Raw genomic sequence first — 19,500 nt, forward strand, 5'->3', positions numbered from 1 at the left:
AGCCGATACGAGCGAATTCATGAGCACTGACAAGACCAATCAGTCCTGGGGCGGCCGCTTCAGTGAACCCGTCGACGCCTTCGTCGCCCGCTTCACCGCCTCCGTCACTTTCGACCAGCGCCTGTATCGCCACGACATCATGGGCTCGATCGCCCACGCCACCATGCTGGCCAAGGTCGGCGTGCTGACGGATGCCGAGCGCGACAGCATCATCGATGGCCTGCAGACCATCCAGGGCGAAATCGAGGCCGGCCAGTTCGACTGGCGCGTCGACCTCGAAGACGTGCACATGAACATCGAAGCGCGCCTGACTGACCGCATCGGCATCACCGGCAAGAAACTGCACACCGGGCGCAGCCGTAACGACCAGGTCGCCACCGACATCCGCCTGTGGCTGCGTGACGAAATCGACCTGATCCTGGCCGAAATCACTCGCCTGCAAAAAGGCCTGCTGGAGCAGGCCGACCGTGAAGCGGCGAGCATCATGCCCGGCTTCACTCACCTGCAGACCGCACAACCGGTGACCTTCGGCCACCACATGCTGGCCTGGTTCGAAATGCTCAGCCGCGACTACGAGCGTCTGGTCGACTGCCGCAAGCGCACCAACCGCATGCCGCTGGGCAGCGCTGCGCTGGCCGGCACCACCTACCCGATCGACCGCGAATACACCGCGCAACTGCTGGGCTTCGACGCCGTGGGCGGCAACTCGCTGGACAACGTTTCCGATCGCGACTTCGCCATCGAATTCTGCTCCGCCGCGAGCATCGCGATGATGCACCTGTCGCGCTTCTCCGAAGAGCTGGTGCTGTGGACCAGCGCGCAATTTCAGTTCATCGATCTGCCGGACCGCTTCTGCACCGGCAGTTCGATCATGCCGCAAAAGAAAAACCCGGACGTGCCGGAGCTGGTACGCGGCAAGACCGGCCGGGTATTCGGCGCGCTGATGGGCCTGCTGACCCTGATGAAAGGCCAGCCATTGGCCTACAACAAGGACAATCAGGAAGACAAGGAACCGCTGTTCGACGCCGCCGACACCCTGCGCGATTCGCTGCGCGCCTTTGCCGACATGATCCCGGCGATCAAGCCGAAACACGCGATCATGCGTGAAGCGGCCCTGCGCGGTTTCTCCACCGCCACCGACCTGGCGGACTACCTGGTACGCCGTGGCCTGCCGTTCCGTGATTGCCACGAAATCGTCGGTCACGCGGTGAAATACGGCGTGGATACCGGCAAGGATCTGGCCGAGATGAGCCTGGAAGAATTGCGCCAGTTCAGCGACCAGATCGAGCAGGACGTGTTTGCCGTACTGACGCTGGAAGGCTCGGTGAATGCCCGTGACCATATCGGCGGGACAGCGCCTGCGCAGGTCAAGGCAGCGGTGGTTCGCGGTCAGGCGTTGATCGCAAGCCGCTAAAAGCATCGCGGGCAAGCCCGCTCCCACAGGGTTCTTTTTTGGAACACAATTTTGTGTTCGACCCAAAGACCTGTGGGAGCTGGCTTGCCAGCGATTACCTATTTACAAACGCCGCAATACTCACTTCTTGGCAGCGATCATCGCCAAAAACGTCGGCATCGCCGCCTCTTTGTCGGCAGCAATCTTCTGCACATGCGGATTCTGCTCAAGCTGCTCCAGCAGCGCCTTGGCTTTCGGCATCTCCGCCAGCCAATCGATCCCGAACAGCTTCTGCCCGACCGCACAGGCCAGCGGCACGCTGTACAGAAAGTACAGATCCGCAATGCTCAGGCTGTCGCCCGCCACGTACGGCGCGAACTTGCCGTGTCGGCCCAGTGCCGCAAAACCCAGCAACAGCTCGGCTTTGGTTTTCTCCTTGATCGCGTCCGGCACCGTCGCGCCGAAGAACGCCTCGCCATAACAGGCGCGCCCCGGCAGCTCGATGTACAGCTCGATTTCCTTGGCAATCGCCAACACCTGCGCTCGCTCGAATGGATCGCTCGGCAGCAACGGCGTACCTTTCTGGGTCTGCTCAAGGTATTCGAGGATGATCGCGGTTTCGTTAATAAATCCGGCATCGACACCGAGTACCGGTACTTTGCCGCGCGGGCTGATCGCCAGCGACTCCGGGGTCTGCGTCGGGTAGAAGGTGACTTCTTCGAACGCCAGGCCTTTTTCCAGCAGCGCCAGTTTGACCATGTTGTAGTAGTTGCTGACAGCGAATCCATAGAGCTTGAACATCACATAGCCTCCAGGCCGTGCGGGGTGGGCAGGCACTGTTTATAGATCGCCCGTCACGATCCTGCCAGCAGCATCACGCCGCTGAATGCGGGTAAACTGGCGCCTTTCCTTGAGGAGCCTGCCATGAGCGAGCCGACAGACATCGACAACGACGAAGAAGAGTTCACCGAGGCGACGTTGATCGAAGCCATCGAGAACCAGATCGAAAGCGACAACCCGCCAGCCGCCAAGGCGACCTTCAACAAGCTGACCCTGGTGGGTGTCGAGCGCGAAGAGATACTCAACCTGATGGCGCACGTGCTGGCCTATGAGATTGACGCGATGCTCGACGAAGACCGTGCGTTCGATACCGAGTGGTATGAAACCGCACTGCGTGCGCTGCCCGAGTTGCCGCCGGAAAAGCAGTAAGCAAAACACTTCCCCTCGTGGGAGCGAGCCTGCTCGCTCCCACACAATTTGTCACCCATCCATCCAGCCATCTCTCCGACCCCGACTACACTGGAATCCGCCTCAAGACAAAATCCCTGATCGGAGCACTGGACACGCCGCAAAAGCGGGTTCACCTTAGGGACGCTGTCGTCCAATTCCTAGAAAGTCTGGAGTCCTTATGTCGCTTACCCCTGAGTTGGTTGCCGAACTGGAAGTCCTCGCACTCTTCAACCTGGACAGTTCCCAGGAAGGTTTGAAAATTCATCAGACCGCTGCCCCGAAACACATTGCCGCCGCCAAACGCCTCTTCGAAAAAGAACTCACCGACCAGCCCGATGGCGGGTATCTGACCAGCCTGGGTCGCGATGCCGCGCAAAATGTGCAAACCGTGCTGACCATTCTGAGAGAGCAGGAAACCGCCTGATTCCCCCTTCTTTTGCCCACGGGAACTCCTGCCACGGGATTTCCGCGGGCCTGCCCCGCCCTTGCGCTAAAAATCTGGCGTCAAAAAACAAATTCAGCTTAAAAGTCCCGCCGTGCAAAGGCTAAACTGCCTCCCATTCCGAGACCCTCTTCGTCCGAGCCCACGAGCCGGTTTGAGCTGACATGACGCGCACCCATGAAATCCGCCCCGATCTGGACGAAGGCATCGACCGCAAGGTACTCAGCCAGCTGCGCGCGCGTTTTCTCAAGCTCAATGAAGGTCGCCTTGGCCGGGCACTCGAAGGTCTGTCGACCCGCCAGCAAGGCGTGCTGACCCTGCTGCCGCTGTTCTTCCACGTCAATCATCCGCTGCTGCCAGGCTATGTTTCCGGCAGCACGCCAGCCGGGCTGTCCAACTATGAACCGGACGCTACCGCCCTCGCCGAAGCACAACGCCTGACTCGCTCGTTCTCCTACAAACCACGCCACGGCAGCAACCCGCCACGGCCACTTCACGGGCTGTTCCTGATGGGCAGCCTCGGCACCCTGGCCCAGGCCGATCAGAGCGACATGGACGTGTGGGTCTGCCATGCGCCGGATCTGGGCGAAAGCGAGATCGCCGAGCTACGCAAAAAATGCCAGCTGCTCGAAGCCTGGGCCGCGACCCAGGGCGCCGAGGCGCACTTCTTCCTGATCGACCCGGTGCGTTTCGTCACAGGCGAACGCGACAGCCAACTCAGCTCCGAAAATTGCGGCAGCACTCAGCACTATCTGCTGCTGGACGAGTTTTATCGCACCGCGATCTGGCTGGGCGGACGCACGCCGATCTGGTGGCTGGTGCCGGTCTACGAAGAAAGTGCGTACGACCTGTACACCCACACCCTGCTGTCCAAGCGCTTCATTCGCGCCGACGAGACGCTGGATCTCGGACATTTGGCGAGGATTCCGCCGGGCGAGTTCATCGGCGCCGGCCTGTGGCAACTGTTCAAGGGCATTGAGTCGCCCTACAAATCGGTACTCAAGTTGTTGCTGACCGAGGTCTACGCCAGCGAACACCCAAAAGTGCAGTGCCTGAGTCTGCGTTACAAGCAGGCCGTGTTTGCCAATCAACTGGATCTGGATGAGCTGGATCCGTACATGGTCGTGTACCGACGCATCGAAGAGTACCTGACCGCCCGCAACGAGCCGGAGCGGCTGGAGCTGGTACGACGCGCGTTGTACCTCAAGGTCAACCGCAAGCTCACTGGCAGCAGCCGCACCCAGAGCTGGCAGCGCTCGCTGCTGGAACGCCTGGCGCACGAATGGCATTGGGATCAGCGCCAACTGGCCTTGCTCGACAGCCGCAGCCAGTGGAAAGTCCGCCAGGTCAGCGCTGAACGCCGCGCCCTGGTCAATGAGCTGAATTACAGCTACCGCTTCCTGACCCAGTTCGCCCGCAGCGAACAGACCGTCAGCCTGATCAACAAGCGCGATCTCAACGTGCTCGGGCGCCGCCTGTACGCGGCGTTCGAGCGCAAGGCCGACAAGGTCGAATTCATCAATCCCGGCATCGCCCCGGACCTGGCCGAAGACACCCTGACCCTGGTGCAGTCGCCGAACAAGAAAGAACCCGGGCAAACCCAGTGGGGCTTGTACAACGGCAGTCTGAACGCTTTGGAATGGGAGCACTTTGCGCCGATCAAGCGCAGCCGCGAGTTGCTCGAGCTGCTGACCTGGTGCCATCGCAACGGCGTGATCGACAGCAGCACGCGCCTGGCCCTTCATCCCGGCACCAGCGACATGAGCGAGTTCGAGTTGTTCAACTTGCTCGGCAGCCTGCAGCAGTGCATCGCCCTGCCCCTGCCAACCGTTGCAGAAGAGCCGCTGCTGCGCGCCGCGATGCCGAGCGAGGTGCTGATACTGGTCAACGTCGGTGTCGACCCGCTCAAGCATCATCGCGACCTGAATATCCTGATGACCACCGAGCGCACCGATTCGTTGAGTTACGCCGGGGTGCGCGAAAACCTTGTATTGACCCTCGATCAAGTCACGCTCAACAGCTGGAATGAAGTGCTGGTCAACCGCTTCGACGGTCCCCACGCATTGCTCGATTGCCTGCGCGACTACCTCAACAACCTGCCGCGCGGCCCGCAGCAGCCGTCATTGAAAGTGCGCTGCTTCTGCCACAACCGCGCACAGTTCATTGCCCGGCGCGTCGAAGAAGTCATCGACACCGCGCAGACCCTGCTGCTCAGCGAACTCAATCATCGCTACCTGATTCAGGTGCAACAGCACTATCACGTGCTGGAACTGGTGCCGGGCCAGGTCAATCATGTCGCGCTCGCCACCTTGCCGGCGCTGCTGGATTATCTGGGCGAAGAACAGCCGCGCTACAGCCCGCTGCACCTGGATCCGATGGCTCTGGAGGATCATGACCTCGCGCTGATTCTGCCCATGGGTCAGCCGGAGGCGATTCAGGTGTTCTACCGGATTACCGAACAACAGGCCGAGTTGTACGTGCTGGATGAGTTCAACGCGCTGTGGCAACAGCATCTGCCGTACCACGACGAACAGAGCCTGCTGGTGCCGCTGCAACGCTTCCTGCAATCGATTCAGTACCGGCGAGAAGCACTGTTGCCGATGGACGGCAACCCGGCGATCAGCCTCGAAACCTTGTATTACCAGTTATTGCCTTCAGGCCCGGGGCGCGCGCGCCGGGTCGAAGCACGGCCGGCGCCGCAAACCCCGGTGAACAAACCGTTCTACGATGTGCAGGCAATCATTGGCAAAGCCGCACCGGGCGAAGTGCAGGTCACCCTGTATTGCAATCAACGAGAATTCAGCGAGCTCGAACATGGCGACCAGCTGTTTCGCGTGGTCGCCCGGGAGATCGTCGAACAGCGCCGCGAGACCGAGCGCTATCGCTGCTACATCACCGACCTGGACCTCTCGGGCCTGCTTGGTGACGGGCAGAGTTCAAGCAATCTGTATTTGCGCTACAAGGCCGACCTGGAGCGCGCCCTGAACGAGGCGCTCGAACAGATCTGAGGCGGGGTCACTCGCGGAAATCACCGCCGTTGGCTGGTTGTGACTCGACTTCCAGCAAGGTCAGTTTCAGGGTCTTGCCACCCGGCGCGGGCCAGTCGATGTGCTGACCGACCTTCAGGCCCAGCAGCGCGCTGCCGACCGGCGCGAGGATCGAGATCTTGCCTTCGTCGGCGTTGGCATCCTTGGGGTAGACCAGCGTCAGGTGATAATCCTTGCCGCTGCCTTCTTCGCGGCAGTGCACGCGGGAATTCATCGTCACGACATCAGCGGGCACTTCATCGTGGCCGACCAGTGTATCGGCGCGGTCCAGTTCGGTTTGCAGCGCGATCACGCCCGGCGCAGCCTGGTCTTTCTCGTTCAGGTTGTCGATCAGGCGCTCCAGACGTTGTACGTCCAGACGGGTAAGGGTGATGGAAGGTGCGGTCATGATTCGGGCAGACTCCTTTCTTCTGCACACAAAAAAAGCAAAACCCCGCCAAAAAAGACGGGGTTTTCACCAGGCCTCGATGGGTTGAGGCGTGTTCGGACACTATCACAGCTCAAAAAATATACAAGCCACCCACCCGACAGCCCCACTCAGCCCTGAGGAAACTTTGTGGTGAGGGGATTTATCCCCGATAGACTGCGCAGCAGTCTCAAAAGGCTGGGGCCGCTGCGCAACCCATCGGGGATAAATCCCCTCGCTACAGGATCGAGTCAGGCCTGAATTCGGCGTTGTCGGGCTTGGCTGACGATCACCCGCCGCCGCTCATCATCGGCCGAGCGCCATTCGCGAATATCCTCGACATGGCGGAAGCAGCCAAGGCAAACCTTCTGCTCATCCAGCCGGCAAACGCCAGTGCACGGTGACGGCACCGCTGGGCTGACGTTGCTGTAGAGCGGCTTGGGTGGGCGCGGGGCAACCTCGGTCACGATCAGATCTCTTCGAAATCCAGCTCAAGGCCGGTCTGGTCCTGAACGCAACGAGCCAGGACTTCACCGAGCAGTTCTTCAGACTTCTCGCAGCTCCATTTGCCCGACTCTTCGTCGTAGTCGAAATGGAAACCACCGGAACGCGCCGCCAGCCACAGCTGACGCAGCGGCTCCTGGCGGCTGATGATCAGCTGGCTGCCGTTGTCGAACTTGATGGTCATCATGCCGGCCGTGATCTCGATATCGTCGGCATGATCCTCCAGCAACTCTTCCAACGCCTGCTGGGTGGCATCGACCAGATCGTGGAAACGCGCTTCGGACAAACTCATTGTGGCAACCTCAAAAAATGTCGGGTCAGGCTCAAGCGCCGCAAGATACGGGCGCTGCCGGCCGATTGCAAAGATTAACGACCAAGCACCGTTTCCCATCCAGCACTGGCGCCTATGGGAGCGAGCCGGCTCCGGGCGGCGATCCGACGAAAGCGGTGTGTCAGCCAGCAAACATATCGGATGTGCCGGCCTCTTCGCGAGCAGGCTCGCTCCCACAAGGCTCCAGGTGTATCCAGAGAGCCCCGCCGGACGGGAACCCCCTCGCATAGGCAAGCTGCCGGGTGGCCGGTATACTCCGGCGCAATTAACGCATTTTCAAGGATTTCGCCATGAAGCGCCTGATCTCTTCCCTTGCTGCGCTCGTCGCGGTTGCCTGCCTCGTTTCGGCCTGTGGTCAAAAAGGCCCGCTGTACCTGCCGGATGACGATCAGGACCCGGCCGAGCAAGCCCAGTCTTCGCAAAAGCAGCCGTCCAAAGCACACAAGCACGACGTTTACCAATAAGGGATCGCCATGGACGCTTTTAACTACCGTGGCGGGGAGCTGTTCGCGGAAGGTGTGGCGCTGTCCGCCATCGCCGACCGCTTCGGCACGCCCACCTATGTCTACTCGCGTGCGCACATCGAAGCCCAGTATCTGGCCTACGCCGATGCCTTGGCGGGCATGCCGCACCTGGTCTGCTACGCCGTAAAGGCTAACTCCAACCTCGGCGTGCTGAATGTCCTGGCCCGTCTCGGCGCCGGTTTCGACATCGTTTCCCGTGGCGAACTGGAGCGTGTGCTGGCCGCTGGCGGCAGCGCCGACAAGATCGTCTTCTCCGGTGTCGGCAAGACCCGTGACGACATGCGTCGCGCGCTGGAAGTCGGCGTGCACTGCTTCAACGTCGAATCCACCGACGAACTGGAGCGCCTGCAAGTGGTGGCCGCCGAGCTGGGCGTTCGCGCGCCGATCTCGTTGCGCGTCAACCCGGACGTCGATGCCGGCACCCATCCGTACATTTCCACCGGTCTCAAAGAGAACAAGTTCGGCATCGCCATTGCCGACGCCGAAGACGTGTACGTGCGTGCCGCACATCTGCCGAACCTGGAAGTGATCGGTGTCGATTGCCACATCGGCTCGCAACTGACCACCTTGCCGCCGTTCCTCGACGCTCTCGACCGTCTGCTGGACCTGGTCGACCGCCTCGGCGATTGCGGCATTCATCTGCGCCACATCGATCTCGGCGGTGGCCTGGGCGTGCGTTATCGCGATGAAGAGCCGCCACTGGCCGGCGATTACATCAAGGCTGTGCGTGAGCGTCTGAACGGTCGTGACCTGGCACTGGTGTTCGAGCCGGGCCGCTTTATCGTCGCCAACGCCGGCGTGCTGCTGACCCAGGTCGAATACCTCAAGCACACCGAACACAAGGATTTCGCCATCGTCGACGCGGCGATGAACGATCTGATCCGCCCGGCGCTGTATCAGGCCTGGATGGACGTCACCGCCGTCAAGCCGCGTGACAGCGCCGCGCGCCAGTACGACGTGGTTGGCCCGATCTGCGAAACCGGCGATTTCCTCGCCAAGGATCGTGAGCTGGCGCTGGAAGAAGGTGACCTGCTGGCCGTGCATTCGGCCGGTGCCTATGGCTTCGTGATGAGTTCCAACTACAACACCCGCGGCCGTGCCGCTGAAGTGCTGGTAGACGGTGATCAGGTTTTTGAAGTGCGCCGCCGCGAAACCGTGGCTGAGCTGTTTGCCGGCGAAAGCCTGCTGCCGGAGTAACCCATGCTGCTGCGTTTTACCAAAATGCACGGCCTGGGCAATGACTTCATGGTTCTCGACCTGGTCAGCCAGCACGCGCATATTCAGCCCAAGCACGCCAAGCAATGGGGCGACCGGCACACCGGTATCGGTTTCGACCAGTTGCTGATTGTCGAAGCGCCGAGCAACCCGGACGTGGATTTCCGTTACCGGATCTTCAACTCCGATGGCTCGGAAGTGGAACAGTGCGGCAACGGTGCGCGCTGCTTCGCGCGCTTCGTGCTCGACAAACGCCTGACCGCCAAACGGCAGATTCGCGTCGAGACCAAGGGCGGCATCATCGAGCTGGACGTGCGTAACGACGGCCAGATCGGCGTGAACATGGGCGCACCACGCCTGGTCCCGGCGGACATTCCGTTCGACGCACCGGCGCAGGCGTCCAGCTATCAGCTGGAAGTCGACGGCACCACGGTCGAACTGGCCGCCGTGTCGATGGGTAACCCCCATGCGGTGCTGCGCGTGCAGGACATCAATACCGCACCGGTGCATGAACTGGGACCGAAAATCGAACACCATCCGCGCTTTCCGGCGCGGGTCAACGTCGGTTTCATCCAGGTCATCGACCGCCACCGCGCGCAATTGCGCGTCTGGGAACGCGGCGCCGGGGAGACCCAAGCCTGCGGCACCGGCGCTTGCGCCGCGGCTGTCGCGGCTATCAGCCAGGGGTGGATGGATTCGCCGCTGTTGATCGACCTGCCCGGCGGGCGTCTGTCCATTGAATGGGCAGGCCCCGGCCATCCGGTGCTGATGACCGGCCCGGCAGTGCGTGTATACGAAGGACAAGTGCGTCTTTGAGTGAGCAGAAGCCATGACCGATAAGCCTCAGGTACCCGCCCGACAGTCCGACGAATCAGCGTCCGAGAGCCTGGAGGCGGCAGCGGTTGCCGCATACCTGGAGGCTCATCCGGACTTCTTCGTCGAGCACGAAGAACTGCTGCCCGCCCTGCGCATTCCCCACCAGCGCGGTGACACCGTATCGCTGGTCGAACGGCAGATGAGCATTTTGCGCGACCGCAACATCGAGATGCGTCATCGCCTCTCGCATTTGATGGACGTCGCACGCGACAACGACCGACTGTTCGACAAGACCCGCCGCCTGATCCTGTCGCTGATGGACGCCGCCAGCCTCGAAGACGTGGTGATCAGTGTCGAAGACAGTCTGCGTCAGGATTTCCAGGTGCCCTTTGTCAGCCTGATCCTGCTCGGCGACAATCCGGCACCGGTTGGCCGCTGGGTGACCCACGCCGACGCGCAAACCGCCATCGGCGGCCTGCTCACCGAAGGCAAAAGCGTCAGCGGCAGCCTGCGTGAGCATGAGCTGGACTTCCTGTTCGGCGAAGAACAGCGCAAGCAGATCGGCTCCACCGCCGTGGTTGCCGTCAGCCATCAAGGCATCCACGGCATTCTGGCGATCGCCAGCCGTGATCCGCAGCACTACAAAAGCTCGGTCGGCACGCTGTTTCTCAGCTACATCGCCGAAGTCATGGGCCGCGTGCTGCCACGGGTCAACAGCTCACTGCGCTCGGTACGCTGAGCATGGAACGACAACTGGACGCTTACTGCGAACACCTGCGCAGTGAGCGACAGGTGTCGCCGCACACCCTGTCGGCCTACCGCCGCGACCTCGATAAAGTCCTCGGCTGGTGCCTCAAGCAGAACATCGGCAGCTGGGCGGCGCTGGATATTCAGCGTCTGCGCAGCCTGATTGCCCGGCTGCATGCTCAGGGACAATCCTCGCGCAGCCTTGCCCGTCTGCTCTCGGCAGTGCGCGGCCTCTATCACTACCTCAATCGCGAAGGTCTGTGCGACCACGACCCGGCGACCGGCCTGGCGCCGCCGAAAGGCGAACGGCGCCTGCCGAAAACACTCGACACCGACCGTGCTTTGCAACTGCTGGAAGGTGCCGTCGAGGATGATTTTCTGGCGCGGCGCGATCAGGCGATTCTCGAACTCTTCTATTCCTCGGGCCTTCGCCTGTCCGAGCTGACCGGGCTCAACCTCGATCAGCTGGATCTGGCCGACGGCATGGTTCAGGTGCTCGGCAAGGGCAGCAAGACCCGCCTGCTGCCGGTCGGCAAAAAGGCTCGCGAAGCACTGGAGCAGTGGCTGCCGCTGCGGGCCATGACCAACCCGGCCGACGACGCCGTGTTCGTCAGCCAGCAAGGCCGGCGCCTCGGTCCACGGGCGATTCAGGTACGAGTGAAACTGGCCGGCGAACGCGAACTGGGGCAGAACCTGCACCCGCACATGCTGCGGCACTCTTTCGCCAGCCACTTGCTGGAGTCCTCGCAGGATTTGCGCGCGGTGCAGGAACTGCTCGGCCACTCGGACATCAAGACCACGCAGATCTACACCCACCTGGACTTCCAGCACCTGGCGGCGGTCTACGACAGCGCCCACCCACGGGCCAAACGCAGCAAAGGCGACGATTCATGAACATCCAGTTGATCACCTTCGACCTCGACGACACTTTGTGGGACACCGCGCCGGTGATCGTCAGCGCCGAAGCGGTATTGCGCGAATGGCTGAGCGAACACGCACCGAACCTGGGCGCGGTGCCGGTGGAGCATCTGTGGGCGATTCGCGAACGGGTGCTGACCCGCGAACCGGGCCTCAAGCACCGCATCAGCGCGCTGCGCCGGCGGGTGCTGTTCCACGCACTGGAAGACGCCGGGTACGCCCACGGCGAAGCTTCGGATCTGGCCGACAAAAGTTTTGAAGTGTTCCTGCAGGCACGGCACCAGATCACGGTATTTCCCGAGGTCGAACCCACCCTGGAAATCCTCGCCAACCACTACGCCCTCGGCGTGGTCACTAATGGCAACGCTGACGTGCGCCGCCTCGGGCTCGCCGATTACTTCAAGTTTGCGTTGTGCGCCGAAGACATCGGTATTGCCAAGCCGGATGCGCGGCTGTTTCACGAGGCGTTGCAGCGTGGTGGTGTGAGTGCGGAAGCGGCCGTGCACATTGGCGATCATCCGGGCGACGACATTGCCGGGGCGCAGCAGGCGGGCATGCGCGCGATCTGGTTCAACCCGGCGGGCAAGGTCTGGGAAGCGGAGCGTCAGCCGGATGCTGAAATCCGTAACCTCACGGATCTGCCAGCAGTGCTCGCCCGCTGGAATGCCACCGCCTGCTGACACACAACCACTTTTTTGTGGTGAGGGGATTTATCCCCGATCGGTTGCGCAGCAGCCGTGAAGTCATCTTGCACGGTGTGTCAGGACTGTGGGGCGTGCTGCATTAGGGGCCGCTTCGCGACCCATCGGGGATAAATCCCCTCGCCACAAGGCTCACCCCTGCAAGGGATCGCGGCGCGTCTGGAGTATTTGTTCGAGGCATGAAAAAGCCCGCAGCGACGGCGGGCTTTTTCAGCAAGCAAGTGGCACGCCTCAGATAGGGCGGCTGCCGTACTTGTTGTCCGGCTTCTTGGGCGGATCGGCGACCACGTTGGCCTCCACTTCCTGCACCTTGCCGCCGCGCGCAAGGAATTCTTCCATGGCCTTGGCCAGGGCGTCGCGCTCCTTGTTCTTGGCTTCGATGCTCGGCAACTCGTCTACCGACACCGCAGCCTTGGCTTTGCCCTTGGCAGCCGGGGCCGGCGTATCGTCACCGCCATCGTCTTCAGCAACGTCTTCCGCTGCTGCTTCCAGACCGTCCTCGGCCTCGTCTTCGTCGCCTACTTCGAGGTCGTCGTTTTCCAGATCATCGTCGCTCATGTTCTACCTCATGACTTGCGAAAAGCAGATTAGTTATAGACCAGCTTTGGCGACTGTCGAAAGTCGCCGGAAAAAAATCGGTAACCGCTGGTGACCAGCGGTTTACGCCCCGTCACCGTGCAAGGTGGCGAGGACTTTACGGGCACCGCCATGATCACGGTGCTCGCCCAGATAAACGCCTTGCCAGGTTCCCAGAGCCAGACGCCCAGCCGATACCGGCAGACTGATCTGGCAGCCAAGCACGCTGGCCTTGAAGTGCGCCGGGAGGTCGTCCAGGCCTTCGTCGTTATGCTCATAGCCGTCTGTTCCTTGTGGGATCAGACGATTGAAAAATCGTTCGAAGTCGCGACGGACCGCCGGATCGGCGTTCTCGTTGATGGTCAACGACGCCGAGGTATGCTGCAGCCACAAATGCAACAGACCGACCCGGCACGCCTTGAGTTCAGGCAGGCCGGCGAGTAACTCGTCCGTTACCAGATGAAAGCCCCGGGGCCGTGCCCGCAGGGTTATCAGAGTCTGTTGCCACATACAGTTCTCCGCACGTTCGGGGCGCATTCTAGCGCGCTCTGGGAAAAAACAAAGGCCCTAATATTCCTGCAATGATGTAAGCCATTGGCCGCAGAAAAATGCCCATCGTAAACACGACGAAAGCCGTACGAAAAATCCTTTCAGCTGCTCTCTCAATGACAAATCCCGGACAAAAAAATGCCCGGCAAGCCGGGCAAGTTTTTTCGATGCGCGTACTTACAGGTTGTAGCCGCGTTCGTTGTGTTGTGCCAGGTCCAGGCCAACCGATTCTTCTTCCTCGGTCACCCGCAGCCCCATCACGGCGTCCAGCACCTTGAGGATGATGAAGGTGACAATCGCGGTGTAGATCACTGTGAAGCCGACGCCTTTGCACTGAATCCACACTTGCGCCGCGATGTCGGTCACGGTGCCGAAGCCGCCCAGCGACGGTGCAGCGAATACACCGGTCAGGATCGCACCGAGGATACCGCCGATACCGTGCACGCCGAATGCGTCCAGGGAGTCGTCATAACCAAGCTTGCGTTTCAGGGTGGTGGCGCAGAAGAAACACACCACACCCGCCGCCAGACCAATCACCAGTGCGCCCATCGGGCCCACGGTGCCAGCCGCCGGAGTGATTGCAACCAAACCGGCAACCACACCCGAGGCGATGCCCAGTGCACTTGGCTTGCCGTGGGTGATCCACTCGGCAAACATCCAGCCCAGTGCGGCAGCTGCGGTTGCAATCTGAGTGACCAGCATCGCCATACCGGCAGTACCGTTGGCAGCAGCGGCGGAACCGGCGTTGAAACCGAACCAGCCGACCCACAGCATCGCTGCACCCATCAGTGTGTAACCGAGGTTGTGCGGCGCCATCGGGGTGGTCGGGAAACCTTTGCGCTTGCCCAGTACCAGGCACGCTACCAGGCCGGCGATACCCGCGTTGATGTGCACCACGGTGCCGCCCGCGAAGTCGAGTACGCCCCAGTCCCACAACAGGCCGCCGTTACCGGACCAGACCATGTGTGCAATCGGTGCATAGACGAGGGTGAACCACACGCCCATGAAAATCAGCATCGCCGAGAATTTCATCCGCTCGGCGAACGCACCGACGATCAGCGCCGGGGTGATGATCGCGAAGGTCATCTGGAAGGTGACAAACACCGCCTCAGGGAACAGCGCCGCCGGGCCGGTCAGGCTCGCCGGAGTGACACCGGCCAGAAAGGCCTTGCCCATGCCGCCGACGAAGGAATTGAAGTTGACGACGCCTTGCTCCATACCGGTAGTGTCAAACGCGATGCTGTAGCCATAAATGACCCACAGGACGCTGATCAGACCGGTAATGGCGAAGCACTGCATCATCACCGAAAGAATGTTTTTGGAGCGAACCATGCCGCCGTAGAACAGCGCGAGGCCGGGAATGGTCATGAACAGCACGAGGGCTGTGGAGGTCAGCATCCAGGCGGTATCGCCGGAATTGAGGACTGGAGGCGCCACCGGATCTGCCGCCATGGCCAGGCCGGGCATTACGATGGACAACAGGGCGCCTAGCCCTGCGAATTTACGCAGAGTCATATTGTTTTCTCCTGGGGCGTTGGGTTTGTGGCGGCGTTTAGATCGCGTCGGTATCGGTTTCGCCGGTACGGATGCGGATCGCCTGTTCCAGATTGACCACGAAGATCTTGCCGTCACCGATCTTGCCGGTGTTGGCCGCCTTGGTTATCGCCTCGATAACCCGATCCAGATCCTTGTCGTCGATGGCCACGTCGATTTTCACCTTGGGCAGAAAATCGACCACATATTCCGCGCCGCGATACAGCTCGGTGTGACCCTTCTGCCGGCCGAAGCCTTTAACTTCAGTAACGGTAATGCCCTGCACGCCGATTTCGGACAGCGACTCGCGCACGTCGTCCAACTTGAACGGCTTGATGATGGCAGTGACTAGCTTCATGAAACTCTCTCCCGAATTGGTGGACTTGCCCCAGGAAAACAAACCCGACTCAAGTCTAAGCGCAGTGCCTGGCTTTGTAACGCATCGTCGGCCTTGCCTGCCCGACTGACGCCAGCTAACCGCTGCCGGCGAAACTCCCCGCTCCGCCTGCCGCACTGCATTCGTCACAGCGACTGCATCAGTGCATGGGTCACTACCGACTAAGCAGAAAGCTTGCCATCTCGCCAAATTCCTCTGATTTCAAGCCCTTGGCCGCTGCCACAGGCGCCCGCGCAAAAAAGCCCCGACGGTTACGCACAACAACGGTGCGCTGCCGTCCGTCCGCCTGCGCGAAAAGCGTGCATCCGTGCCTGCGTCAATGACTATAGACACTGCGTGATACAATGCGCGCCACTGTTTACAGGACACATTCCATGCTCGCGCCCAAAGACTTCCTCGACGCCCTGAGCGGCACTGCCTCCCGCCTGTTCAGCGGCGACACCCCGCTGCCAAAAGCCGAAATCGAAAGCCAGCTCAAGATGCTGCTGCAAAGTGCTTTCAGCAAACTGGATCTGGTGAGCCGTGAAGAATTCGATAGCCAGATGCTCGTACTGGCTCGAACTCGCGCCCGCCTTGAAAGCCTTGAAGCCAAAGTCGCAGAACTGGAAGCCAGGCTGACGCCGCCGGCCGAGTAAGACTGCAGCCCCTGGGCCGAGACGCCTTCAAGTTTGCGAGTAGACATTAAACCGCCCCCGCCGAGGCAGGAGCGGTTTCCGTCAGATCAATCCTCTACAACGAATTATTCCAACGGTCTCGCAGAAACTCGTACAGGCGAAAAGCCCATAACGCGATTCTGACGAGGCGCCACATATGTTTAAGAAACTTAGACATACTTTGGCCCTCCTTGCGTGGGGCCAAACCTCCGATGCACTTTCCGGCGTACGAACACCTTCGGGACTACACGTGAGTGTGTCCGCCAAGGCGACCGGGTGTGGGTTCCCCGAATACAACACCGGCACGGGTCTCACACCGTGTCGAGGAACATGAAGTCTTTGCGCCCCCGGCCACACTTCGCGAATACCTCATGAGTGGGCATCGTCATTGCGGACTTTATGACAGACCTTAGAAAGCGACTTAAACAACTTGTATCAAGTCGTTAGGATGCGCCAGTAACAGGACCGTTGCCCCCCCTTTCAAGTCCATCTGATACTTGCGCCAATGAGCAAACATGCATAACCTGAGCGCACGTGAGTGTGTCCGCAAAGGATACGCAGGCCTTGGCCTCACCGATGCCTGCAAACTGAAAACCGTCTACTCAAGGCGGTTTTTTTTCGCCTCGAAACTGGTTGACCTCCTCCCGCAACATCCAGTGAAAGTTCGCGCCCGCCAGCTCCCCTCTCCCCGACTACCCTTCAAAAACCCGCAGGAAGCGGCCCCCGATTCAGCTCAAGGAACGACCATGTCCCTGTCCATCGTCCACAGTCGCGCCCAGATAGGCGTGGATGCACCTGCCGTTACCGTCGAAGTCCATCTGGCCAACGGCCTGCCGTCGCTGACCATGGTCGGCCTGCCCGAGGCGGCGGTGAAGGAGAGCAAGGATCGGGTGCGCAGCGCGATTATCAATTCCGGGCTGCAGTTTCCGGCGCGGCGGATCACCCTGAATCTGGCGCCGGCGGATTTGCCCAAGGACGGCGGGCGGTTTGATCTGGCGATTGCCTTGGGGATTCTGTCGGCAAGTGTGCAGGTGCCGTGTCTCACGCTGGATGAGGTGGAATGCCTCGGTGAACTGGCGCTGTCCGGCGCGGTGCGGCCGGTGCGCGGGGTGTTGCCAGCGGCGCTGGCGGCGCGCAAGGCCGGGCGGGCCCTGGTGGTGCCGCGGGCGAATGCCGAGGAGGCCTGTCTGGCTTCGGGCCTGAAAGTGTTTGCGGTGGATCATCTGCTGGAAGCCGTGGCGCATTTCAACGGGCATACGCCGGTCGAGCCATATGTCTCGGACGGGCTGATCCACGCGGCGAAACCTTATCCCGACCTCAACGAAGTGCAAGGACAGATGGCCGCCAAACGGGCGCTGCTGATTGCGGCGGCAGGCGCGCACAACCTGCTGTTCAGCGGGCCGCCGGGCACTGGCAAAACATTGTTGGCGAGTCGCTTGCCAGGCCTGCTGCCGCCCCTGTCCGAATCCGAAGCGCTGGAAGTGGCGGCGATTCAATCGGTCGCCAGCGGTGTGCCGCTGACTCATTGGCCGCAGCGTCCATTCCGTCAACCGCACCATTCTGCATCGGGGCCGGCGCTGGTCGGTGGCAGCTCGAAACCACAACCTGGCGAAATCACCCTCGCTCACCACGGCGTGCTGTTTCTCGACGAGCTTCCGGAATTTGATCGCAAGGTGTTGGAGGTACTGCGCGAACCTCTGGAATCCGGATATATCGTGATCGCCAGAGCCAAGGATCGCGTGCGATTCCCCGCGCGTTTCCAGCTGGTAGCAGCGATGAACCCCTGCCCCTGTGGATATCTGGGCGAGCCGAGCGGCAAGTGCTCGTGCACACCAGACATGGTGCAGCGCTACCGTAACAAGCTCTCGGGGCCGTTGCTGGATCGGATCGATCTGCACCTGACGGTGGCGCGGGAGGCAACGGCGTTGAATCCATTGGTCAAACCGGGCGAGGACAGTGCCAGTGCGGCAGCCGTGGTGGCCGAGGCACGAGAACGCCAGCAAAAGCGCCAGCGTTGTGCCAACGCCTTTCTTGATCTACCGGCGCTCAAGCGGCACTGCCAGTTATCCACAGCCGATGAGAAATGGCTCGAGTCAGCCTGTGAACGGCTGACACTCTCACTGCGTTCGGCACATCGCTTGCTCAAGGTCGCTCGCACACTGGCGGACCTTGAGCAAGTGGATGCGATCAAGCGTGAGCACTTGGCCGAGGCGCTGCAATACCGCCCGGCAACGCCTTAATGCTCGGTCAAATCCACCAGCGGCGCCTGCCGTACTTCGGTTTCACGCCCGGCCTGGATTTCGCTCACGCGCTTCAGCGCGTTATCCACAGCGCCTTTGTCTGCCAGCAGGCTGTAGCTGATCTGAAACTGTTGGCTGGCCTTTGGCGCAATGGTCGGCACCAGATTCAGCGGACGCTGATAGCGGCGGTTGTAGGAAAAGCTGGTGCCTGGCTCAAGGCCCGTGACATAGCCCTGCCCTTGGGTGTCGGTATTTTTCCACAGGGAAAACACTGGCAGCTGTTGTGTATTGAAGCCAACGGAGACACCGAGGCTGCCAGCCTTGTTGTGCAAAACAGTCAGGGTTTCGCCTTTGGCGTCGGCGTAGGGCACGACGTTATAGACGGTTTCGTCGTAGTCCTTGGTTGGACCGCGATAAGTCTGCCAGTCCGCCAACTCGGCTTTGGCCTTGTCGTTGAACGGCGAGACCTGTTTCACCGGCGCCGCAAACCGCGCGCCCTGCTCAAGGAACGGTGTACTGAAGTTACTGTGATACAGCGCCTGGTATTCCTTTGGATAATCGCCGTTGTTGGTCAGCGTATCGTTAAGGGCAAAACGGGTGCTGCCGGGCTCAGTGACAAGCTCCGTCATCACCGAAAAGTCGACTTTCTTGAACGCCTGCTCTTTGAGTTCGCCGCGCAGGCTGATGGCATAGGGTGGTTTTTCATCGATGTGCAGCGTGACGCTGCTGGCCGGGATATTGGCAGCGCGGCCGTGCAGGGTCAGCAACTCGCCATTGTCCATACCGGGATGGCCGACCCATTCGTAACCGCAGCGGGTCACCAGTTCATTGAAGCCTTCCAGCCAGCCCAGACCACCGCGCCCATTGAGTTCGATGAAGGCCGGGTTGACCACGTCCTTGACCGGCGAATCCCAACCCATGCGTACATTGCCGACGGAGGCCTGCAGGACATTCATGCCACGGGTTGGCACCACCGAGAGTTTCATCGTGCCGTTATCGATATCGACGATGCTGACACCTTCCTGTCGCCCAGCGTGCAGGGTGCGCAGGCTTATGGAGAAAGGTTTGCCGGTTTTCACGCCGAGCTGCTCACTGGTGATCGTCCAGTTTTGCGCGGGCTTGTTGGTATCGAGGAGTACGTAATCCCAAGCCATGGCGTGGGAAGCAGCAGAGAGTGCGCCGAGGGCAACGGCGAGTTTGAGCAGGGTCATGGCAGCAGCCTTTATTGGAGTTGTGCCATTTTTATAGCGCTGCGGAAACGTTTCAGCAAGTGCAATG

Annotated in this window: 21 protein-coding genes; 12 read left to right on the forward strand and 9 right to left on the reverse strand. The window is 61.0% G+C overall.

Annotation, left to right across the window (positions count from 1 at the left end):
- The first annotated feature begins 19 nt into the window (after window positions 1–19).
- Complete coding sequence (argH, locus tag ACTJKS_RS03425; protein WP_041072002.1) at window positions 20–1,414, forward strand: argininosuccinate lyase; 1,395 nt, start codon at window positions 20–22, stop codon at window positions 1,412–1,414.
- Between the two features lie 120 nt (window positions 1,415–1,534).
- Here the strand turns inward: argH and ACTJKS_RS03430 are convergent, their stop codons facing one another.
- On the reverse strand, window positions 1,535–2,194 hold the full coding sequence (locus ACTJKS_RS03430) for a glutathione S-transferase family protein (RefSeq protein ID WP_108184176.1): 660 nt from the start codon (window positions 2,192–2,194) through the stop codon (window positions 1,535–1,537).
- Window positions 2,195–2,317: 123 nt separating this feature from the next.
- Between ACTJKS_RS03430 and ACTJKS_RS03435 the strand changes: the two genes are divergently transcribed.
- The 3 genes from ACTJKS_RS03435 (at window position 2,318) to ACTJKS_RS03445 (ending at window position 6,073) form a co-directional block, all read left to right on the forward strand.
- The gene (locus tag ACTJKS_RS03435; RefSeq protein ID WP_007964529.1) at window positions 2,318–2,602 is read left to right on the forward strand and encodes a hypothetical protein; all 285 of its coding nucleotides are present in this window, start codon (window positions 2,318–2,320) and stop codon (window positions 2,600–2,602) included.
- A 199-nt stretch (window positions 2,603–2,801) separates the two neighbouring features.
- Window positions 2,802–3,047 (forward strand): TIGR02647 family protein, encoded by a 246-nt coding sequence (locus ACTJKS_RS03440; protein WP_003229392.1) that lies wholly within the window; start codon window positions 2,802–2,804, stop codon window positions 3,045–3,047.
- Between the two features lie 182 nt (window positions 3,048–3,229).
- Window positions 3,230–6,073 carry a class I adenylate cyclase gene (locus ACTJKS_RS03445; protein WP_108184177.1) on the forward strand — a complete coding sequence of 948 codons (2,844 nt, stop codon included), beginning with the start codon at window positions 3,230–3,232 and terminating at the stop codon, window positions 6,071–6,073.
- A gap of 7 nt (window positions 6,074–6,080) precedes the next feature.
- Here ACTJKS_RS03445 and rnk read toward each other — a convergent pair whose 3' ends face one another.
- The 3 genes from rnk to cyaY all read right to left on the reverse strand — a co-directional run bounded on the left by rnk (window position 6,081) and on the right by cyaY (window position 7,314).
- Window positions 6,081–6,500 carry a nucleoside diphosphate kinase regulator gene (rnk, locus tag ACTJKS_RS03450; RefSeq protein ID WP_041071993.1) on the reverse strand — a complete coding sequence of 140 codons (420 nt, stop codon included), beginning with the start codon at window positions 6,498–6,500 and terminating at the stop codon, window positions 6,081–6,083.
- 269 nt (window positions 6,501–6,769) lie between these two features.
- Complete coding sequence (locus ACTJKS_RS03455) at window positions 6,770–6,985, reverse strand: DUF1289 domain-containing protein (protein ID WP_108184178.1); 216 nt, start codon at window positions 6,983–6,985, stop codon at window positions 6,770–6,772.
- Window positions 6,986–6,987: 2 nt separating this feature from the next.
- Entirely contained in the window at window positions 6,988–7,314 is a 327-nt protein-coding gene (gene cyaY, locus ACTJKS_RS03460) for an iron donor protein CyaY (RefSeq protein ID WP_041071991.1), read from the reverse strand.
- Window positions 7,315–7,643: 329 nt separating this feature from the next.
- Here cyaY and lptM point away from each other — a divergent pair, with 329 nt between their 5' ends.
- From lptM to ACTJKS_RS03490, 6 genes are read left to right on the forward strand one after another with little or no spacing between them, the layout of a single operon-like run.
- A complete protein-coding gene (lptM, locus tag ACTJKS_RS03465; protein WP_007911098.1) occupies window positions 7,644–7,817 on the forward strand; it encodes an LPS translocon maturation chaperone LptM in 174 nt (57 codons plus the stop codon).
- A gap of 9 nt (window positions 7,818–7,826) precedes the next feature.
- Window positions 7,827–9,074 (forward strand): diaminopimelate decarboxylase, encoded by a 1,248-nt coding sequence (gene lysA, locus ACTJKS_RS03470; RefSeq protein ID WP_086792394.1) that lies wholly within the window; start codon window positions 7,827–7,829, stop codon window positions 9,072–9,074.
- Between the two features lie 3 nt (window positions 9,075–9,077).
- Window positions 9,078–9,908, forward strand: a complete 831-nt coding sequence (gene dapF, locus ACTJKS_RS03475) for a diaminopimelate epimerase (RefSeq protein WP_041071988.1) — start codon at window positions 9,078–9,080, stop codon at window positions 9,906–9,908.
- 13 nt (window positions 9,909–9,921) lie between these two features.
- The gene (locus tag ACTJKS_RS03480; RefSeq protein WP_108184179.1) at window positions 9,922–10,647 is read left to right on the forward strand and encodes a DUF484 family protein; all 726 of its coding nucleotides are present in this window, start codon (window positions 9,922–9,924) and stop codon (window positions 10,645–10,647) included.
- Window positions 10,648–10,649: 2 nt separating this feature from the next.
- Window positions 10,650–11,549 carry a tyrosine recombinase XerC gene (gene xerC / locus ACTJKS_RS03485; RefSeq protein ID WP_003229409.1) on the forward strand — a complete coding sequence of 300 codons (900 nt, stop codon included), beginning with the start codon at window positions 10,650–10,652 and terminating at the stop codon, window positions 11,547–11,549.
- On the forward strand, window positions 11,546–12,253 hold the full coding sequence (locus tag ACTJKS_RS03490) for an HAD family hydrolase (RefSeq protein ID WP_108184180.1): 708 nt from the start codon (window positions 11,546–11,548) through the stop codon (window positions 12,251–12,253). Before xerC ends, ACTJKS_RS03490 begins: the two co-directional genes overlap by 4 nt.
- A 252-nt stretch (window positions 12,254–12,505) precedes the next feature.
- Here ACTJKS_RS03490 and sutA read toward each other — a convergent pair whose 3' ends face one another.
- The 4 genes from sutA to glnK form a co-directional block, all read right to left on the reverse strand.
- Window positions 12,506–12,832 (reverse strand): transcriptional regulator SutA, encoded by a 327-nt coding sequence (gene sutA, locus ACTJKS_RS03495; RefSeq protein WP_007951900.1) that lies wholly within the window; start codon window positions 12,830–12,832, stop codon window positions 12,506–12,508.
- A 102-nt stretch (window positions 12,833–12,934) separates the two neighbouring features.
- Window positions 12,935–13,360 (reverse strand): secondary thiamine-phosphate synthase enzyme YjbQ, encoded by a 426-nt coding sequence (locus ACTJKS_RS03500; RefSeq protein WP_086792400.1) that lies wholly within the window; start codon window positions 13,358–13,360, stop codon window positions 12,935–12,937.
- 216 nt (window positions 13,361–13,576) lie between these two features.
- Entirely contained in the window at window positions 13,577–14,914 is a 1,338-nt protein-coding gene (locus ACTJKS_RS03505) for an ammonium transporter (RefSeq protein WP_041071980.1), read from the reverse strand.
- Window positions 14,915–14,951: 37 nt separating this feature from the next.
- Window positions 14,952–15,290 (reverse strand): P-II family nitrogen regulator, encoded by a 339-nt coding sequence (gene glnK / locus ACTJKS_RS03510; RefSeq protein ID WP_002555808.1) that lies wholly within the window; start codon window positions 15,288–15,290, stop codon window positions 14,952–14,954.
- 413 nt (window positions 15,291–15,703) lie between these two features.
- On the opposite strand from glnK, the gene ACTJKS_RS03515 reads away from it, so the two are divergent.
- Entirely contained in the window at window positions 15,704–15,964 is a 261-nt protein-coding gene (locus ACTJKS_RS03515; protein ID WP_108184181.1) for an accessory factor UbiK family protein, read from the forward strand.
- A gap of 764 nt (window positions 15,965–16,728) precedes the next feature.
- Window positions 16,729–18,222, forward strand: a complete 1,494-nt coding sequence (locus tag ACTJKS_RS03520) for a YifB family Mg chelatase-like AAA ATPase (RefSeq protein WP_041071975.1) — start codon at window positions 16,729–16,731, stop codon at window positions 18,220–18,222.
- Here ACTJKS_RS03520 and ACTJKS_RS03525 read toward each other — a convergent pair.
- On the reverse strand, window positions 18,219–19,433 hold the full coding sequence (locus tag ACTJKS_RS03525) for an aldose 1-epimerase family protein (RefSeq protein WP_262948658.1): 1,215 nt from the start codon (window positions 19,431–19,433) through the stop codon (window positions 18,219–18,221). The genes ACTJKS_RS03520 and ACTJKS_RS03525 overlap by 4 nt on opposite strands.
- Between the last annotated feature and the right edge of the window lie 67 nt (window positions 19,434–19,500).

This window comes from Pseudomonas sp. 22189 (assembly GCF_052045635.1).
Classification (GTDB): Bacteria; Pseudomonadota; Gammaproteobacteria; order Pseudomonadales; family Pseudomonadaceae; genus Aquipseudomonas; species Aquipseudomonas parakoreensis.

Excerpts from the sequence above, each read along its gene's own strand:
- sutA (WP_007951900.1), bottom strand. The coding sequence starts at position 12,832 with ATGAGCGACGATGATCTGGAAAACGACGACCTCGAAGTAGGCGACGAA.
- ACTJKS_RS03525 (WP_262948658.1), bottom strand. The coding sequence starts at position 19,433 with ATGACCCTGCTCAAACTCGCCGTTGCCCTCGGCGCACTCTCTGCTGCT.
- rnk (WP_041071993.1), bottom strand. The coding sequence starts at position 6,500 with ATGACCGCACCTTCCATCACCCTTACCCGTCTGGACGTACAACGTCTG.
- ACTJKS_RS03430 (WP_108184176.1), bottom strand. The coding sequence starts at position 2,194 with ATGTTCAAGCTCTATGGATTCGCTGTCAGCAACTACTACAACATGGTC.
- ACTJKS_RS03480 (WP_108184179.1), top strand. The coding sequence starts at position 9,922 with ATGACCGATAAGCCTCAGGTACCCGCCCGACAGTCCGACGAATCAGCG.
- ACTJKS_RS03515 (WP_108184181.1), top strand. The coding sequence starts at position 15,704 with ATGCTCGCGCCCAAAGACTTCCTCGACGCCCTGAGCGGCACTGCCTCC.
- ACTJKS_RS03500 (WP_086792400.1), bottom strand. The coding sequence starts at position 13,360 with ATGTGGCAACAGACTCTGATAACCCTGCGGGCACGGCCCCGGGGCTTT.
- lptM (WP_007911098.1), top strand. The coding sequence starts at position 7,644 with ATGAAGCGCCTGATCTCTTCCCTTGCTGCGCTCGTCGCGGTTGCCTGC.
- glnK (WP_002555808.1), bottom strand. The coding sequence starts at position 15,290 with ATGAAGCTAGTCACTGCCATCATCAAGCCGTTCAAGTTGGACGACGTG.
- ACTJKS_RS03435 (WP_007964529.1), top strand. The coding sequence starts at position 2,318 with ATGAGCGAGCCGACAGACATCGACAACGACGAAGAAGAGTTCACCGAG.
- xerC (WP_003229409.1), top strand. The coding sequence starts at position 10,650 with ATGGAACGACAACTGGACGCTTACTGCGAACACCTGCGCAGTGAGCGA.
- dapF (WP_041071988.1), top strand. The coding sequence starts at position 9,078 with ATGCTGCTGCGTTTTACCAAAATGCACGGCCTGGGCAATGACTTCATG.
- ACTJKS_RS03445 (WP_108184177.1), top strand. The coding sequence starts at position 3,230 with ATGACGCGCACCCATGAAATCCGCCCCGATCTGGACGAAGGCATCGAC.
- cyaY (WP_041071991.1), bottom strand. The coding sequence starts at position 7,314 with ATGAGTTTGTCCGAAGCGCGTTTCCACGATCTGGTCGATGCCACCCAG.
- ACTJKS_RS03520 (WP_041071975.1), top strand. The coding sequence starts at position 16,729 with ATGTCCCTGTCCATCGTCCACAGTCGCGCCCAGATAGGCGTGGATGCA.
- ACTJKS_RS03490 (WP_108184180.1), top strand. The coding sequence starts at position 11,546 with ATGAACATCCAGTTGATCACCTTCGACCTCGACGACACTTTGTGGGAC.
- lysA (WP_086792394.1), top strand. The coding sequence starts at position 7,827 with ATGGACGCTTTTAACTACCGTGGCGGGGAGCTGTTCGCGGAAGGTGTG.
- argH (WP_041072002.1), top strand. The coding sequence starts at position 20 with ATGAGCACTGACAAGACCAATCAGTCCTGGGGCGGCCGCTTCAGTGAA.
- ACTJKS_RS03440 (WP_003229392.1), top strand. The coding sequence starts at position 2,802 with ATGTCGCTTACCCCTGAGTTGGTTGCCGAACTGGAAGTCCTCGCACTC.
- ACTJKS_RS03505 (WP_041071980.1), bottom strand. The coding sequence starts at position 14,914 with ATGACTCTGCGTAAATTCGCAGGGCTAGGCGCCCTGTTGTCCATCGTA.